At 63.4% G+C, this 15,719-nt stretch carries 13 protein-coding genes; 5 read left to right on the top strand and 8 right to left on the bottom strand.

What is annotated here, in order from left to right; genetic code table 11:
• Positions 1–204 precede the first annotated feature (204 nt).
• From B9N43_RS07285 to B9N43_RS07260, 6 genes are all read right to left on the bottom strand, one after another.
• Positions 205–906 (bottom strand): sensor histidine kinase, encoded by a 702-nt coding sequence (locus tag B9N43_RS07285; protein ID WP_145841630.1) that lies wholly within the window; start codon positions 904–906, stop codon positions 205–207.
• Positions 884–3,202 (bottom strand): EAL domain-containing protein, encoded by a 2,319-nt coding sequence (locus tag B9N43_RS07280; protein ID WP_261379414.1) that lies wholly within the window; start codon positions 3,200–3,202, stop codon positions 884–886. The genes B9N43_RS07285 and B9N43_RS07280 overlap by 23 nt, the downstream gene beginning before the upstream one ends.
• A 311-nt stretch (positions 3,203–3,513) precedes the next feature.
• Positions 3,514–4,164 (bottom strand): response regulator, encoded by a 651-nt coding sequence (locus B9N43_RS07275; protein WP_145841628.1) that lies wholly within the window; start codon positions 4,162–4,164, stop codon positions 3,514–3,516.
• A 182-nt stretch (positions 4,165–4,346) separates the two neighbouring features.
• Positions 4,347–4,976 carry a response regulator transcription factor gene (locus tag B9N43_RS07270; protein ID WP_145841627.1) on the bottom strand — a complete coding sequence of 210 codons (630 nt, stop codon included), beginning with the start codon at positions 4,974–4,976 and terminating at the stop codon, positions 4,347–4,349.
• Positions 4,977–5,197: 221 nt separating this feature from the next.
• Positions 5,198–6,667 (bottom strand): PAS domain S-box protein, encoded by a 1,470-nt coding sequence (locus tag B9N43_RS07265; protein ID WP_145841626.1) that lies wholly within the window; start codon positions 6,665–6,667, stop codon positions 5,198–5,200.
• 129 nt (positions 6,668–6,796) lie between these two features.
• A complete protein-coding gene (locus B9N43_RS07260) occupies positions 6,797–7,240 on the bottom strand; it encodes a universal stress protein (protein WP_145841625.1) in 444 nt (147 codons plus the stop codon).
• Between the two features lie 120 nt (positions 7,241–7,360).
• Between B9N43_RS07260 and B9N43_RS07255 the strand changes: the two genes are divergently transcribed.
• The 5 genes from B9N43_RS07255 to B9N43_RS07235 all read left to right on the top strand — a co-directional run bounded on the left by B9N43_RS07255 (position 7,361) and on the right by B9N43_RS07235 (position 12,605).
• Complete coding sequence (locus tag B9N43_RS07255; RefSeq protein WP_145841624.1) at positions 7,361–9,097, top strand: PHA/PHB synthase family protein; 1,737 nt, start codon at positions 7,361–7,363, stop codon at positions 9,095–9,097.
• Between the two features lie 140 nt (positions 9,098–9,237).
• On the top strand, positions 9,238–10,482 hold the full coding sequence (locus B9N43_RS07250; protein WP_145841623.1) for a nitronate monooxygenase: 1,245 nt from the start codon (positions 9,238–9,240) through the stop codon (positions 10,480–10,482).
• 109 nt (positions 10,483–10,591) lie between these two features.
• The gene (locus tag B9N43_RS07245; RefSeq protein ID WP_145841622.1) at positions 10,592–11,032 is read left to right on the top strand and encodes a hemerythrin domain-containing protein; all 441 of its coding nucleotides are present in this window, start codon (positions 10,592–10,594) and stop codon (positions 11,030–11,032) included.
• A gap of 47 nt (positions 11,033–11,079) precedes the next feature.
• Positions 11,080–11,298, top strand: coding sequence for a DUF2249 domain-containing protein (locus B9N43_RS07240; RefSeq protein WP_145841621.1), 219 nt, complete (start codon positions 11,080–11,082; stop codon positions 11,296–11,298).
• Positions 11,298–12,605, top strand: a complete 1,308-nt coding sequence (locus tag B9N43_RS07235) for a hypothetical protein (RefSeq protein WP_145841620.1) — start codon at positions 11,298–11,300, stop codon at positions 12,603–12,605. The genes B9N43_RS07240 and B9N43_RS07235 overlap by 1 nt, the downstream gene beginning before the upstream one ends.
• Here B9N43_RS07235 and B9N43_RS07230 read toward each other — a convergent pair.
• Positions 12,562–13,251 (bottom strand): Crp/Fnr family transcriptional regulator, encoded by a 690-nt coding sequence (locus tag B9N43_RS07230; RefSeq protein WP_186454022.1) that lies wholly within the window; start codon positions 13,249–13,251, stop codon positions 12,562–12,564. The two genes, B9N43_RS07235 and B9N43_RS07230, sit on opposite strands and share 44 nt — an antisense overlap.
• Positions 13,252–13,422: 171 nt before the next feature.
• Positions 13,423–15,696, bottom strand: coding sequence for a nitric-oxide reductase large subunit (locus tag B9N43_RS07225; RefSeq protein ID WP_145841619.1), 2,274 nt, complete (start codon positions 15,694–15,696; stop codon positions 13,423–13,425).
• Positions 15,697–15,719: the final 23 nt, after the last annotated feature.

Below are 15,719 nucleotides of genomic sequence, written 5' to 3'. Positions count from 1 at the left end.
CGCCGGGCCGCCCCGGAGGATGGCGAAGGGATGGAATGCCGAAAAAGCTTTTCCGCCGCGCCGCCGCAAGGAAAAGCGCCACGCGGCGCCAGCCGCAGCCTATCGCTAGCCGCCACAGCGCTCCCCGTGACATCGAGCGCAGCGAGCCGTATCGACCCCCCCGGAGGGGGGCGAAGGGGGGCGAGCCCAAACGGGGGGCGAGCCTTACAGGGGAACCCGCAGGCTGACGCTGGTGCCCCGGCCCGGTGCGCTGTCCACCGTCAGGCTGCCGCCGATCAGGCGCAGCCGCTGGCGGATGCCGGCGAGGCCGCTGCCGCCGTGGGCCGCGGGATATGCGCCGGCGCGGTCCGGTACGAATCCCCGGCCGCGGTCGGCGACCGTGATGAGCAGGGTGTCGGCGCCGTCGAGCGCCACATCGATTTCGACCCGGCTCACCCCGGCATGCTTGACCGCGTTCAACAACAATTCGCGCACGGCCTTGAAGCACAACAGGCGGATCTCGAGGTTGGCGGGTTCCGCCGCGGGGTCGCAGGTCACGCCGACCCTGATGCCGTGGGTTCTGGCCATCCGCCGGCCGTGCCACCGCAACGCGGCGCAGAGTCCGCGCTCCTGCACCAGGGGCGGGTTCAATTCCACGCTCAGGGTGCGGGTGGTGTCGATGGCCGCTTGCAGGTATTGGTTGATCTTGCCGCTCATCCGCCGCCAGGTTCTCGCGTCGGGCGCCTCCCGGCCGTTGCCGGCCAGCGTCAGTTGCGCGGCGATCAGCAGCGGCTGGAGATGGTCGTGCAGAATTTCGGCCAGGGCTCCACGCTCGCTCTGTTCGGCCGGCCGCGCCGGGAACGGTGGGGCCGCGGCCGGGTCCGGAAAGCGATTCCGGCCGGCCTCAATGCAGGGTGGCGTGGCCATTGAAATCGAGATGGCCCTTGGATTGGGCCAGCAATTCAACCAGGTCGGCGCGGGACAGGGGCCGGCTGAACAGGAACCCTTGTCCTTCGGTGCAGCCCATGCGATACAGGAACAGCGCCTGTTCGGCGCGCTCCACGCCTTCGCCGACGATGCTCATTTTCATCGCGTTGCTCAATGCCACCATGGCCTGGACGATGCTCTCGTCCCTGGCCTCCTGCGGCAGCCCGACGATGAACGAGGGATCGATCTTGATGCGCTTGATGGGCTGGCGGCGCAGGGTGCCGAGGGACGAATAGCCGGCGCCGAAGTGGTCCAGGCTGAGGGTGACGCCGAGCTTCGCCAGGGAGTTCAGGATGTCGTTGCCCTGTTCGATGACCTGCAGGGTGCTTTCGGTGATCTCGAGGTCCAGGGCATCGGGAGGAAAGTTCTCCTCGGTCAGCACGATGCGCAGCGTCTCGAGAAAGTCGTGATGCAGGAACTGGCCCACCGATACGTTCACGGACAGCCGCAACTGGCGGTTTCGCGCATTCCGGATGTCCTTGATTTCCTGGCAGGCCCGGCGCAGCACCCAGAGGCCGAGACGGTCGATGACGCCGCTGTCCTCGGCCACCGGAATGAATCGGGTCGGCTCGATGACGCCCAGTTCGGGGTGGCGCCAGCGCACCAGCGCCTCGACGCCGGTGATGCCGCCGTCGTCGAGCGAAATTTGAGGCTGGTAATGCACCACCAGGGTGCCGTAGTCGATGGCCTGGCGCAGCCCCTGTTCGATGCTCAGTCGCTCGCCCGCGCGTTCGGTCAGGCTGGCCGAGAAGAAACGGAAACCGTTGCGTCCGTGCTGCTTGACCGCGTACATCACCATGTCCGCCGCGTATTCCGGCTTCGAGTCGCCGGTGACGATGATGAATTCGTCGCCGCCCAGGCGGCCTATGGTGTCGCTCTGGCGCAGCACCCGCGTCAGGCGGACCGCCACCGTCTTCAGCAATTCGTCGCCGGCGGCATGGCCGAGCGTGTCGTTGACCGCCTTGAAGCCGTCGAGGTCGAGAAACAGCAATACGCAGCGTTCGCAGTCGCGCTGGGCCTGCGCGATCGCGTGCTCGACGCGGTCGTTGATCAGCAGCCGGTTCGGCAGGCCGGTGAGGGGATCGTGATGGGCCATGTGCTCCAGCCGATCGGTCACCCGGTGCAGTTTGGAGACGTCGGAGAAGGCGTTGATGACGTGGGTCACCCGGCCGTCGGCGTCGCGCGTGACGCTCAGGCTTTGCCAGGCCGGGAACAGTTCGTCGTCGCGCCTGCGATAGAAGACCTCCCCCTGCCAGTCGTCGCTGTTGCTGCTGGTGAGCTTCTCCATGAAACGATCCGAGGATCGTTCGACGCGCAACAGGACATCCGGGTCCGCGCCGATCGCCTCCTGTTCGGAAAAGCCGGTGATTCTGGAAAACGCGGCGTTGACGGTGACGATCCGGCCATGTTCGTTGGTGACGACGATCGCTTCCGGGGTGGTCCGGAACATGGCGCTGGAATGACGCAGGAAATCGTCGTCATGGTTGCGGTTGGTGATGTCCCGCACGATGCTGATGATCCGGTCGTTGCCTTGCTGGGTGCGGTAGATCTTGGCGTATGCCTCCAGAATCCGTTCGCCGCCGAAGGCTGCCGACGTGCGGAATTCCACGCGCACGGTCTCGCCGTTGGTCAAGGTTTCCCGGAGACTGCGCGCCACCGATTCCCGCTGTTCGGCATCGATGCGGACGAGGAATTCTTCCGCCGACTGGTCGATCGGCATGAAGTCGCGATTGAACAGACGTGAAAGCCGGCCGTTTTCCATCAATTGGTTGGAGGGGTGGCCCCATTCGAGCATCGCCAGGTCGGCCGCCTCGATGGCCTGTTGCAGGCGCAATTCGCTGTGCTCGACGGCAAGTTCCACCAGGCGCCTGGCCAGGGCCATCTGGATCATGGCATGGAGTTCCCGCATTTCGTAGGGCTTGACCAGGTAGCCGTAGGGACGGCTGTCCAGCGCCCGCAGCAGGACCGAGTCCTCCGCCATGGAGCCCATCAGGATGACCGGGGTTTGATACCTGGACTGAATTTCGATGGCCGAAGCGATGCCATCCATCTCGTTGGGCAGGTGAATCGACATCAGCACCAGATCCGGCATCAGGTCGGCCACGCACTGCACCGCCTGTTTACCGTCGGTCACCACTGCGCCGATCCGATAGCCCAGTTCCCGGAGCTGGGCTTTCAGTCCGGCGGCCACGGCTCGCTCGTTCTCCACCACGATCAGGCGCGTTTTCTTGATCATGCTCATGATCCGGCCCAGGCGGCCGGCGACCTGCCCGGGCCATCCGGGTGCCGCGTCGAATCCCGGCCATCGGCGGGAGGACGAAACGGTGCGCTGAAGGTGGGCGTGGCGTCCATGGTCTGGGCCGGAAGGAAGCGTATGGTTGGAATCTAGCAGTGGCCATGTGAATTCTCATGAAGTCCGAATATGCCCTTCGGGGGCGTGACCGCTCGTTGGGTGATCCATCAGAACAATAGAGGCCCTCGGGGGGCCGTGCCCGCCGTGTCGCCGTGGTCAACTACTTTTCCATGGACGAATCGGATTTCGTCCGCTCAGGCGGACACCAGGCCGGAGCGGATGGCAAAGCGGGTCAGGTCCGCCACATTGTGCAGATCGAGCTTGCGCATCATGTTGCGCCGGTGGACGTCCACGGTGGCCGGCGCGATGTGCAGCCGGTCGGCGATTTGCGTGGTGTGGCAGCCTTCGGCCACCAGTTGCAGCACTTGCCGTTCGCGCGGCCCCAGGTGGCTGGGGGGGCGGGGGCCGTCGCCGCTGTCGCGCGCCGAGTGCAGGGCGTCGGACAGGGCGTCCATCACGTCGGGACAGAAGTAGGTGCGGTTCCGGGCCAGGGCGCGGATCGCCCGCAGCAATTCGTTGCTGGCTTCCGCCTTGGTGATGTAGCCGGCGGCGCCGGCCTTGATCATGTCCAGCACGTAGCGGTGGTCGGGATGCGCCGACAGGGCGATCACCTTGATGCTGGGGCAGGTCGCGACCAGGCGACGGGTGGCTTCCATGCCGTTCATTCCCGGCATGCTGATATCCATGCAGACGATGTCGACGGCGTGCTCCCGCGCCAGACGGGAAATCTCGATGCCGTCGCCGGTTTCGGCCACCACCTCCAGGTCCGGCTCTCGGTCCAGCAGCGCCCGCAGGGCTTCGCGAAAAATCTGATGATCGTCGGCCAGAAGAATGCGTTGATTCACGATTCGGCTCCCGCTCCATGCCGACACCCGCCGGTACGCGGTGTCGAAGTCCATTAAATGGCAGGGGATGGTGAATTCCAATACTGCTGAGCGCGTAAGTGACAGCACGTAGTGAGCGCGCCGATGGCGGCTTGCGGCGCATCCCGGCCCAGCACCCGCCGCCCTGGCGCTGAAACAGACGGTCAGTACAGTGCTCCGCTTTGAGGGCTGCGCGAGTTGGCGGCGGCGATGCGTGCCAATTCCAGGAGGGAGCGGGCTCCCGTCTTGAGCAGGATGTGGGAGCGATGGGTCTCCACGGTCCGGTAGCTGATTGCCAGATGACGGCCGATTTCCTTGTTGGATTTGCCGACGATGGCCAGGGAGAGCACTTCCTGTTCTCGTTCGGTGAGCGTCGCCAGGATTTTTGCGCATTCCCGCCGCTCCGCTTCCGCCTGCTTTTCCTGCCGGCAGTGCTCCAGGGCCATCTGGACCCGCTCGAGCAATACCTTGCCGTCGATGGGCTTGACCAGGAAATCGTCGGCGCCGGCCTTGATGACTCGCACCGCCGTGGAGATGTCGCCCTGACCGGACAGAAAGATGATCGGCAGATGGATGTCGCGCCTGGACAGTTCCTCTTGCAGGGCCGGACCATTCATGCCGGGAATGCAGACGTCCAGGACCAGACATCCGCTCCAGTCCGGTCGCCACGCGGAAAGAAAGGTGTCGGCGCGATCGAAGCCCAGGCAGCTGAACCCCGCCGTCGCGAACAACATGAGAAGGCCGTCGCGCACCGCACTGTCGTCGTCAACCACGAATACGGTAGGGAGTGTCATGGCGGTCGGGGCGGAGTGTGGGTATGCGTCAGGTGGCCGGCGCCTGTCGAGGGCGCGGGTCGCTGCCGGGATTCATTGGGAAAACTGGGGCGACGATCATGGGCATCGTGAATCACCATTCTTTCCGCATAACGGAAAAATTGTAGCTGTCATGATTTGAAATAGCGAAGATTTTTACAACTACGTGTTTGCACGTATGCGGCTGCGCGGCATTGGATCGGTCACGTGGCGATGGGCACCGTCAGGTGGAAAGTGGTGCCGGGCCCCGTCGCGGGATCGATCCAGATCTGTCCGCCGTTCGATTCGATCAGAAAGCGACTGATCGAGAGCCCCATGCCGAAGCTGTTGGCCTTGGTGGTGAAGAACGGGGTGAACAGATGGGGCCGATCCTGGGGGGCGATGCCGGGACCGTTGTCCTGGATGGTGGCCTCCGCGACGCCATTGCCTTGGCAGGTGCTGACGATCAGCGCGGGGCACGGACTCGCGGCGGTTTGCAGGGCTTCGATGCCGTTGCTCAGCAGGTTGATCAACACTTTTCGCAGGCGAATCCGATTGCACAGCACCAAGGGCAGATCCGCCGCCAGGTTCAGGATGGTGTCGAATGGAAAGTCGTATTCCACCCTGATCGCAGCCATGGCATTGTGGATTTCCCGGTTGAGGTCGATCGGCTCGGCGGAAAGCTCATGGTCATTGAGTGTCTCGAGGAAGTTGCGGATCGAATATCCGGCCCGCCGGGCTTGCTGTTCGCTGGTTTCGATGGCGTGGCGGAGTTTTTCCGGATTCGGATTGCCGGCCTGCATCATTCTCAATGCCGCCTCGTTGTAGGCGGTGATGGCCTGCAACGGCTGATTCAATTTGTCGGCGATGACGGAGGTCGTCTGGCTGGCGATCAGTCGATTGAGCAGTTCCCGCTGTTCCCGACGTTGCTTGCGGATTTCCCTTTCGAGCCTCTTGCGCTTGGTGATATCCAGTACCAGCGCGAAGCCGCCGGTCTGTCGTCCGTTGGCGTCGAATAGCGGCGAGACCGAGTTGTTGACCCAGATTTCCGCGCCGCTCTTGCTCAGATAGCGTTTCTCGATCATGAACGGGATGTTCGCTTCCCGCATGCGCTCGAAGAGTTCGATGTTGCGCGGCAGATCGTCGGGGTGGGTGATGTCGTGCATCCGCTTGCCCAGCAGTTCCTCCCGTGGGTAGCCGGTGATCTCGCAGTAGCGGTCATTGACGGTCGTCAGGCGGCCGGCGGAGTCGGTTTCGGCGATGCCGACCAGGGTTTGGTTGTAGGTGGCGCCAAAGCGCTGTTCCCCGTGGGCGCGGGCCGCCAGGGTTTGCAGATGCATAAAACGTTGGTGGTAAAGGCTGAACGCAACGCCCGCGACTACGAACATCAGGGCGGAGGCGAGGCCGCTGCGGTGCTCGAATCCCCACGTGAGTTGCGGCGGGACGAACAGATACCAGCCACAGAGGGCCGAAATGAACGTTGCTCCCAGTCCGCCCCTGCGGCCTCCGAGCAGCGGCGCAAAACAGATGACCGGATAAAACAGCAGCCATGCCAGGGGTTGGATGTACTGCCACAACAGCCATTGTGTCGCGGCGGCGGCGAAAGGCAGCAATAGGGCGATGGTCAACCCGAAGGGTTGCTGGATGGGAAGGGGGCCGGCAGGCGGCCCCTGGATGAGGTGGGACGAGGACATGGCCCCCTCCTCTGTCTATGCTGGATCCGTCGTGGCGGACAGGGTTTGTGGTTGTTTTCTTCCCTCGATCAGCGCTATCGGTCGGCGGCAGTCAGGATTCGGTACCCGCCGGCAAGGATGGTGGGGCGGTCAGCGGTACACCAGCACCGGAATCCGGGTATGGGTCAGCACCTTCTGCGTTTCCGAGCCCAGCAGCAGGCCGGCCAGGCCGCGGCGGCCATGCGAAGCCATGAAAATCAGATCGCAATCGGCATTCTGCGCGGCATCGATGATCGCTTCCCAGGGCACGTTGCTGACCGTGCTGACGGAGTTGCAGGATACGTCGGATGCCTTGGCGATGGACTCGGCGGCGTTGAGAATCTCAGCGGCCTGCTGGTCGGCCATTTCGGCGAATTTCTCCGGTGTGGTCGGGTCGATCAGCGCGCCTTCGCCATACAGGGCGACCGGATAGTCCGGTTTGGCGAAGAAGAACGTCACGTGGGCGCCCGCTTCCTGCGCGAAGCTGACGGCGCGTTGCACGGTCTCGGTGGAAAACTCCGAGCCGTCCGTGGGGACGAGGATATGCTTGAACATTGTCGAGTCTCCTTGAGGCGATCACTACTACCTGTATTCCCTGTGTTCGATGTCCCGAGAATCCATTCTGGCAGGATATCATGGACGCAAACCGATGAATTCAGGAAGCCGGCCCCGAGCATGTCCAATCAGAAGAACGTTCCCGCCGCCCCCATGACTCCGCAGGCGGCCCTGCGCGCCATCGGCCAGACGCTGGCGACCAATTTCGATCCGGTCGGCATGGCGACGCCCTTGCTGCATGCCCAGCTGGCCTGGTTGGCGCACCCGATGGAACTCGGCGATGCGATGACGCAGTTTTCCAGCAAGATCTGGGCGTTGCAATGGCACTCCTGGTCGCGGATGCTGGGACTGGCCAGCGAGGACGTGGAGAAACCCCACCCCGGCGACGACCGTTTCGTCGATCCGGTGTGGACCGAGTCCGCCACCTGGGACATCGCGAAGGAGTGGTACCTGAGTTTCACCCATCAGATCCAGGACATGCTTTACGAAACCCCTGGATTGTCCGGCAAGGAAAGGCGGCGCGCGGCCTTCTGGTGGCGGAAGTGGCTCAACGCGGTGGCGCCGACCAATTTCCTGGCGACCAATCCGGTCGCGCAGCGCAAGGCCGCGGAAACCAATGGCGAAAGCCTGGTGCGGGGTTTCCGGAATTTTCTCGAGGATGTCCGCCTGGGCAATATCCGGATGACCAACCCGGACGACTTCAAGGTGGGCGAATCGCTGGCAACGACACCGGGCAAGGTGGTCTTCCGCAACTATCTGCTGGAAGTGATCCATTACGCGCCGATCGCCAAGCGGGTGCACCAGACGCCGCTGGTCATCGTGATGCCCTGGATCAACAAGTTCTATCTGCTTGATCTGGTGCCCAGGAAGAGCATGGTTCGCTATCTGCTCGAGCAGGGTTTCGACGTCTATATCACCAGTTGGAAGAATCCCACGGCGGAAATGCGCGAGGTGACCTTCGACGACTACCTGATGGACGGGATCGCCCAGGCCATCGAGGTGGCGCGCTCGATATCCGGGGCCAGGCAGGTGAATGCGGTGGGTTATTGCATCGGCGGCGCCGCATTGTCGGCCTATATGGCCTGGGCCAACAAGCATTTCCCGGCCGACCAGGTGCCGGTCAAGTCGATGACCCTATTCACGACCCTGGTGGATTACAAGAAGCCCGGCGACATCGAGGTTTTCGTGGACGAGGGCAGCGTGGATTGGCTGACCAGGTTCATGGCGCAGAAAGGGTATCTGGACGGCAAACAGATGGCAGCGACTTTCCGCCTGCTGCGCTCCAACAGCTTGATCTGGCACTACGTGGTGCATGGTTATCTGTATGGGGAGGCGCCGCAGCCGCTGGACGTCCTCTACTGGAACATGGACGCCACCCGGATGCCGGCGGCGATGCACGCCTGGTATCTGCGGGAGTTCTATCTGGAAAACAATCTGATCAAGCCCGATGCGCTGGAACTGGCGGGGGAGCCGATCGATCTGCAGCGGATCACCCAGCCCGTGTATGCGGTGGCCGCGGCCGACGACCATATCGCGCCGTGGCGCCAGGCGTTCCGGATCAACAACTTCGTTTCCGGGCCGCGCCGCTTCGTGCTGTCCTCGTCCGGCCACATCCTGGGCATCGTCAATCCGGTGGTGGTGCCGCCCAAGCGCGAGTTCTGGGTGGGGGAGGCGGAGCGGCACGATACCTGCGAGAGCTGGCAAGCGCGCTCCCAGCATTCCGCCGGGAGCTGGTGGGAGGACTGGCTGGCGTGGCTGAAACCCATGTCGGGCAAGCTGGCGGCGGCGCCCGCCGTGAGCAGCGAAGCCTATCCGGCCCTCGGCGATGCTCCCGGGCAATACGTGCTGGAAACCTGAAACGGCGCCCGAAGCCGACCAGATCGCCGGCAACCCTGGCGGCCTCTTGGATTCGGCGGCCGGGGGTCGGATGCATTATCATTACGCCTTTTCGGCTGGCGACAGCCCACCGTCGGTCGTCGGCGGGTGAGAGGATTGTAATGAATTGCGTGGATGATTTTCGCCTGCGCTTCGGCAAGCGGGAGCTGGTGCCGATCGTGCTGGGCGGAATGGGGGTGGACATTTCCAATGCCGATCTGGCGCTGGAGGTCGCCCGTCTTGGCGGTGTGGGGCACATTTCCGATGCCATGGTGCCGACGATTTCCGATCGTCGCTTCAACACCCGCTACGTCAAGGAAAAGCTGAAACTCTACAAGTTCAACGTGGAGAACTCCGACAAGTCCGTGGTCAAGTTCGACCTCGGCCAGTTGGCGGAAGCGACACGCATGCACGTCAGCCGCGCCATGGAGGCAAAGCGCGGTGACGGGATGATCTTCATCAACTGCATGGAAAAGCTGACCATGAATGCGCCCCGGGAGACCTTGCGCGTTCGCTTGAGTTCGGCGCTGGACGCGGGAATCGACGGCATCACCTTGTCCGCCGGCCTGCACCTGGGGTCCTTCGCACTGATCGAGGACCATCCGCGCTTCCGTGACGCCAAGCTCGGCATCATCGTCTCCTCGCTGCGCGCCCTGCAGCTTTTCCTGCGCAAGAACGCCAGGCTGAACCGACCGCCGGATTTTGTCGTGGTGGAAGGTCCGCTGGCCGGAGGGCATCTGGGCTTTGGCGCGGACGACTGGCAGAAATACGATCTGCACACCATCGTGGACGAAATACAGGCCTATTTGCGGGCCGAGCAGTTGAATATCCCCCTGATCCCCGCCGGTGGGATTTTCACCGGTTCGGACGCGGCCGCCTTCCTCGACAAGGGCGCCGCGGCCGTGCAAGTGGCGACGCGATTCACCATCGTGGCTGAATGCGGCCTGCCCGACAAGGTGAAGCAGGAGTACCTGAAGGCGGAGGAGGCCGATATCGAGGTCAATACGATCTCGCCCACCGGCTATCCGATGCGCATGTTGAAGAGCAGTCCGGCGATCGGCAGCGGCATCAGGCCGAATTGCGAGGCCTTCGGCTACCTGCTGGATGGTTCCGGCCACTGCTCCTATATCGATGCCTACAATCGGCAGGTGCTCGCGCATCCCGACGCCAAGCGGGTCTCGGTGATGGAAAAGACCTGCTTGTGCACCCACATGCGCAACTTCGATTGCTGGACCTGCGGTCACTATACTTACCGTCTGAAAGACACGACTCATCGTCTGGCCGATGGCAGCTATCAGTTGCCGACGGCGGAGCAGGTGTTCCGCGACTATCAGTTCAGCAAGGATCAGCGGATCGCCCTGCCCTGAAACACCCCGTTGCAAAAAACGCGCTCGATCTTGACGATCGTCAAGGACGCTGTGCGGAGGTGCTGCGCAGAATCGCCGCCACCCCACTATTTGTCTGATCAATACCGCCATGTCACTTACCGAGCCCTTACGGAACCATCACCGGCACTGCGACGAGTTGTTCGCCGAGGCTGAAGAGGCCGCCAGTTCGAATGACTGGCCGCGCTGCGAGCGCGCCTTCGAAGGCTTCAGATCGGAACTCGAGAATCACTTCTCCACCGAGGAGCAGACGCTGTTCCCGGCATTCGAGTCGGCCACGGGCATGACCAGCGGCCCTACCCAGGTGATGCGTCAGGAGCATGGGCAAATGCGCGCGCTGGTCGAACAAATGGCCGCGGCCTTGCAATCGCGCCAGGCGGAGCCGTTCGGCGGCGCCTGCGAGACCTTGCTGATCCTGATGCAACAGCATAACTTCAAAGAGGAAAACATCCTCTATTCCATGTGCGACCAACGCCTTGCCGCGATGGATGACTTGCCCCAACGCCTGGCGCAGGGCATCGCCAACGCATAGTTGGCCCATCGGACACGAGGTCGATTGACGTACTCTTGAGGAAGATCATGGCCGTGCAGGTTATCGATGGACGCAACCTGGAAGCGCCGGAGCCGTTGGAACTGACGTTGAATGCACTGGACGCGATGCCGGACGGCGACGAGGTGGTCGTCCTGCTGAATTGCCAGCCCAGGCCGCTGTACCAGATATTGCAGCGCAATGGCTATGTCTGGACGGAAAACTGGCGGCCGGACGGCAGCAATGAAGTTCACATTCGGCGGGCCTGATGGCGAGTCTGCTGTCGTTTGATCAGGCACCCCCTTTTTCGGTCCCGGCAAGATTCTTTCTGACCGCCTGCCTGTTCGGCGTGGCGGCGGGCGTGATGCTGGCGGTTCTGGGGGGGCAGGTATTTGCGTCGCGCTGGGCGCCGGGGCTGCTTGCCCTGACCCATCTGGTGGGCACCGGCGTTCTGTTGCAGGTGATGGTGGGGGCCTGCTTTCAGTTCATTCCGGTGGTCACCGGCGCCAACATCGCCCATCCGCGAGTGGTCGCGAGCATCGTCCATCCGCTCCTGACCCTGGCCACCGTGGTGCTGGCGACGGCGTTTCTGGAGTCGGTCCCCGCTCTGTTCCTGATCGCCGCGGGCGCGTTCATCGTGGCCCTGAGTTGCTTCATCGCCACCATTCTGCTCGCCTTGAAGCGGGCGCCGACCAGGAGCACGCTTCATTCGGCCTTCGCCTGGCCGCTGTTCGCCCTGGGGGTGACCGTCGCGCTGGGCGCCCTGCTGGCCAGCGCGATTGCCAGCGGCAGCCCGTTTCCCTACACGCGGGTCACCAACACGCATTTGACCTGGGCGCTGGGTGCCTGGTGCATGGCCTTGCTGGGGAGTGTGGCGACAGTCGTGGTGCCGATGTTCCAGATGACGCCGGCGTACCCGCGATGGTTTGAAAGAGGCTTCGCTCCGGCAATGTTCCTGGTGGCCGGACTGTGGTCCACCAGGATCATGGGCTGGAGCCTGGTTCCCGCCATCGCGGCGCTGGCCGGATTCGCGCTGGTCGCCGCGTTCGCCTTCCTCACCCTGAGTCTGCAGGCCAAGCGTCGGCGCAAGTTGACCGATACGACCTTTGCCTTTTTCCGTTTGGCGGCGCTGGCGATATTGGCCGAAGTGCTGCTCTGGTCGGCGCGCGAATACTTCGGCTGGTGGCAGGCGGAGACGAGAATCGATCTGCTGCTGGGGCTTTGGATGCTGATCGGTGTCTTGCTATCCACCGTGAGCGGCATGCTCTACAAGATCGTTCCCTTTCTGTGCTGGGTACATATCCAGCGTCGCGGGCCGTTCGCCACCACTCCGCCCAACATGAAGGAGATATTGCCGGATGGCCGCGCCAGGAAACAATTCTTCGCCCATCTGACGGCGCTTGGCCTGCTGACGATCGCGCTCTGGCTGCCGTCGCTGGCCAGGTTGGCGGGCCTCGTCTTCGCCCTGTCTTCCGCCTGGCTGGGATGGAATCTGCTGGGGGCGCTGCGGATCTATCGGGCGACCATGGAGACTATAGGTCGAACGCGCGCAGACGCTGAGCGCAATGGACTGTGATCTTCTTGCCCTGCACCGAAATGATGCCCGAAGAGGACAGGTCGTGAAAAATGCGCGACAGGGTTTCGGGTGTCAGGTTGAGGCGTGAAGCGATCACCTGTTTCGAGGTGGGTAGTTCGATTTCGATTTTCTGGCCGTCGCCGCAGTCGTCCGGGCACTTCTGCAGCAAGTGGCCGATGACCCGCTGAGTGCTGGAGCGCAACGAATACGACTCCACGTCGGCGATCAGGGAATGGAGACGCTGCGACATGCCGGCCAGCATCTTCCGTGAGAAGGTCGGGTCCCGTTCCAGCAGATCCTCCACGGTCTGCTTCGAGATGTGCAGCAGCAGCATGTCGCCCAGGGCTTCCGCGTGCACCGGATAGGGTTTGTCTAGGAACATCACCGCTTCGCCGAAACTCTGGTTCGGCCCCAGGATTTCAACCACTTTCTCCGCGCCTTGGGCGGAGGGTAGTGCAAGCTTTATCTGGCCGTAGATGACGACAAAGAAACCTTTCGTCGAATCGCCTTTCTGAAACAGCAACTCCCCTTTCGCGAGACGGGTCTCGCGGGTACCTTCGGTGAGCGCTGACAGCTGCTCCGGCGACAGTGCCTGAAATAGCGGCAGATGGGAGAGAATCCCTGAAATATCCAGCTTCTCTTTCATGCACATCTCGTTTTTTTTGATCTGCGACAATATAGCGCACTGGGTCGCTTTTAGGGGAGATGGGTGCATTTTGTCGTCGGTGTCAGCGTGGGAAGGGCAATCAGAAGATACGACGACGAATGGGAGACCGTGAAGAAAAAGGGCTCCGCTGTTGCGGAGCCCCTGGCGCGGTCAGGCCTTTTCGGCGACCGGGATCGGCACCGGCCCGGTTCTGGCGTTGCCTCGCCGCAGCTTGAGCGCGAAGCCGGCGAGATACAGACAGCCGACCGCGAACACGATGTCACCCGGCACCCGCATCCAGACCAGCGATTCCATGACCCAGGAGTGGACCACCTCCGGCGAGCGCGCGTACCACAGGCCGTGAGCCACGCTGGCCCAGGCCTGGTACAGGCCGGCCGGCACCAGCGAGAGGAACACCATCATCGCCAGCCCGATGTTGAGCATCCAGAAGGCGGGCTTGAGCAGGTTGTCCGCCCATACGCCGTGTGGCGACAATCCGCGCAGGCAGAACAGCATCAGACCGATGCCGAGCATCCCATACACCCCGAACAGCGCGGCGTGGCCGTGGGCCGCCGTCATGTTGAGGCCCTGCACGTAGTACAGCGAGATCGGCGGATTGATCGAGAAGCCCAGGAGGCCGGCGCCGACCGTGTTCCACAGGCCGACGGAAACGAAGCACAGGATCGGCCACTTGTAGGCGGCCACCCAGGGCGCCGCCTTCATGTGCCGGAAGTTGCGGTAGCCTTCGAGGCCGATGAGGGCGAGCGGTACCACTTCCAGGGCCGAGAACATCGCGCCGACCGCGATCACCGAGGTCGGCGTGCCGGTGAAATAAAGGTGGTGCAGCGTGCCGAGGATGCCGCCGAAGAGGAAAACGATGGTCTCCAGCACGATCGCGCTGTTCGCGGTTGCGGCGCGGATCAGGCCCAGGCGCGTGAACAGCAGGGCGACCACGGCGGTGGCGAAAACCTCGAAGAAGCCCTCCACCCACAGATGCACCAGCCACCAGCGCCAGTACTCGATCATCGAATAGTGGGTGCGCTGCCCCCATACGAGCGAAGTCGCATAGAACAGGCCGATGCACGAGGCCGAGAGGAACACCATGGCGATGAGCCCGCGGCTTTCCGAGGGGCGCTTCAGCGCCGGCATCAGGGCGCGCCCCATCAGCAGCAGCCAGAACATCAGGCCGACGAACAGCAGGATCTGCCACAGGCGTCCCATGCTGGTGAATTCGAGCCCCTGATTGCCCAGCCAGAAGGCGAAGTCGACGCCATTGCGCTGCAGCGTTCCCAGCCAGCCGAAAGCGGTCGAGCCGACGACGATCAGGATCAGCGCCCAGAACAGCGCATCGACGCCCAGTTTCTGGAGCTTCGGCTCGTGGCCCGACAGCACCGGCGAGATATAGAGGCCGGTGGCGAGCCAGGCGGTGGCGATCCAGAGCACGCCGAATTGGGTGTGGATCGTGCGGCTCACCGAGAACGGCAGGATGTCGCCGAGCGGAATGCCGAAGAAGCTCTGTCCCTCGACAGCATAGTGGGCCGAAATGACGCCCATGCCGACCTGGGCCAGAATCAGGCCGATCACGACGTAGAAGTATTTGCGCGTCGCCCGCATCGAGGGTGTCGTCTGGAGACTGAACAGCGGATCGGCCTTGGGCGGCGTCGGCTCGGCCTCCTCCCTCTGCGCGCTGTGGAACCAGACCATCAGCGCGACACCGGCGATCAGCAGCACGACGCTGGCGATCGACCAGATGCCGTTGCCGGTGGTCGGCCGGTTGTCGATCAGGGGCTCGTGGGGCCAGTTGCTGGTGTAGGAAAGATCCGTCTCGCCCGGACGGTCGGTGGCCGCGGACCAGGCCGACCAGAAGAAGAACGCCGGCAGCGCGCTCAGATCCTGCGCATCCCGCAGCGACGCGGTCATCATCGCGTATTGCTTGCGCAGCGAGTCGAGCGCCGGATCGTCGCCGAAAAGGCCGCTGTAGTGGGCCGCGGTGTCGCGGATCGCCTGGGCGCGCTCGGCGGAGACGGCGATCGTTCCGGTCGTCGGGTCATAGGTATTGCGCCGCATCTCGGCCTTCAGCGTCGCGCCGATTTCCGCTTGCTGGCCGATGGAAAGCTGCGCGAACGGCTGCCCGTAGCGCTTCTGCGCCAGCAGTTCCCGCAGCGTGGTGGCTTCGCGGTGCAGCCAGTCGGCGGACCAGTCGGGAGCGATATAGCTGCCGTGACCCCAGACGCTGCCCACTTGTTGCCCACCGGCGGAAAGCCAGGCTTCCTGGCCGCGCTGGACCTGGCCGGCGGAGAAGAGCACGTCGCCGCTTTGGCTGACGACTTGTTGCGGGATGGGGGGGGCCGCGAGATAAATCTCCCGGCCTATCCAGCCCAGGGCGGCAAATGACAGCAGGCAGACGATGGCCAGCCAGCGCCATAAACGGTGCGTTCGATGCATGTTTCCGATCTCCAATTAACGCG

Origin of the sequence: Denitratisoma sp. DHT3 (assembly GCF_007833355.1) — a bacterium.
Classification (GTDB): domain Bacteria; phylum Pseudomonadota; class Gammaproteobacteria; order Burkholderiales; family Rhodocyclaceae; genus Denitratisoma.
The sequence above is the reverse complement of the archived record's forward strand: the minus strand, read 5'-3'. Positions and strand labels throughout refer to the sequence as shown.

What these genes read in the sequence shown, in the direction of transcription:
- B9N43_RS07285 (WP_145841630.1), bottom strand. Translation starts at nt 906, where the DNA reads ATGGCCACGCCACCCTGCATTGAGGCCGGCCGGAATCGCTTTCCGGAC.
- B9N43_RS07280 (WP_261379414.1), bottom strand. Translation starts at nt 3,202, where the DNA reads ATGATCAAGAAAACGCGCCTGATCGTGGTGGAGAACGAGCGAGCCGTG.
- B9N43_RS07270 (WP_145841627.1), bottom strand. Translation starts at nt 4,976, where the DNA reads ATGACACTCCCTACCGTATTCGTGGTTGACGACGACAGTGCGGTGCGC.
- B9N43_RS07265 (WP_145841626.1), bottom strand. Translation starts at nt 6,667, where the DNA reads ATGTCCTCGTCCCACCTCATCCAGGGGCCGCCTGCCGGCCCCCTTCCC.
- B9N43_RS07260 (WP_145841625.1), bottom strand. Translation starts at nt 7,240, where the DNA reads ATGTTCAAGCATATCCTCGTCCCCACGGACGGCTCGGAGTTTTCCACC.
- B9N43_RS07255 (WP_145841624.1), top strand. Translation starts at nt 7,361, where the DNA reads ATGTCCAATCAGAAGAACGTTCCCGCCGCCCCCATGACTCCGCAGGCG.
- B9N43_RS07250 (WP_145841623.1), top strand. Translation starts at nt 9,238, where the DNA reads ATGAATTGCGTGGATGATTTTCGCCTGCGCTTCGGCAAGCGGGAGCTG.
- B9N43_RS07245 (WP_145841622.1), top strand. Translation starts at nt 10,592, where the DNA reads ATGTCACTTACCGAGCCCTTACGGAACCATCACCGGCACTGCGACGAG.
- B9N43_RS07240 (WP_145841621.1), top strand. Translation starts at nt 11,080, where the DNA reads ATGGCCGTGCAGGTTATCGATGGACGCAACCTGGAAGCGCCGGAGCCG.
- B9N43_RS07235 (WP_145841620.1), top strand. Translation starts at nt 11,298, where the DNA reads ATGGCGAGTCTGCTGTCGTTTGATCAGGCACCCCCTTTTTCGGTCCCG.
- B9N43_RS07230 (WP_186454022.1), bottom strand. Translation starts at nt 13,251, where the DNA reads ATGAAAGAGAAGCTGGATATTTCAGGGATTCTCTCCCATCTGCCGCTA.
- B9N43_RS07225 (WP_145841619.1), bottom strand. Translation starts at nt 15,696, where the DNA reads ATGCATCGAACGCACCGTTTATGGCGCTGGCTGGCCATCGTCTGCCTG.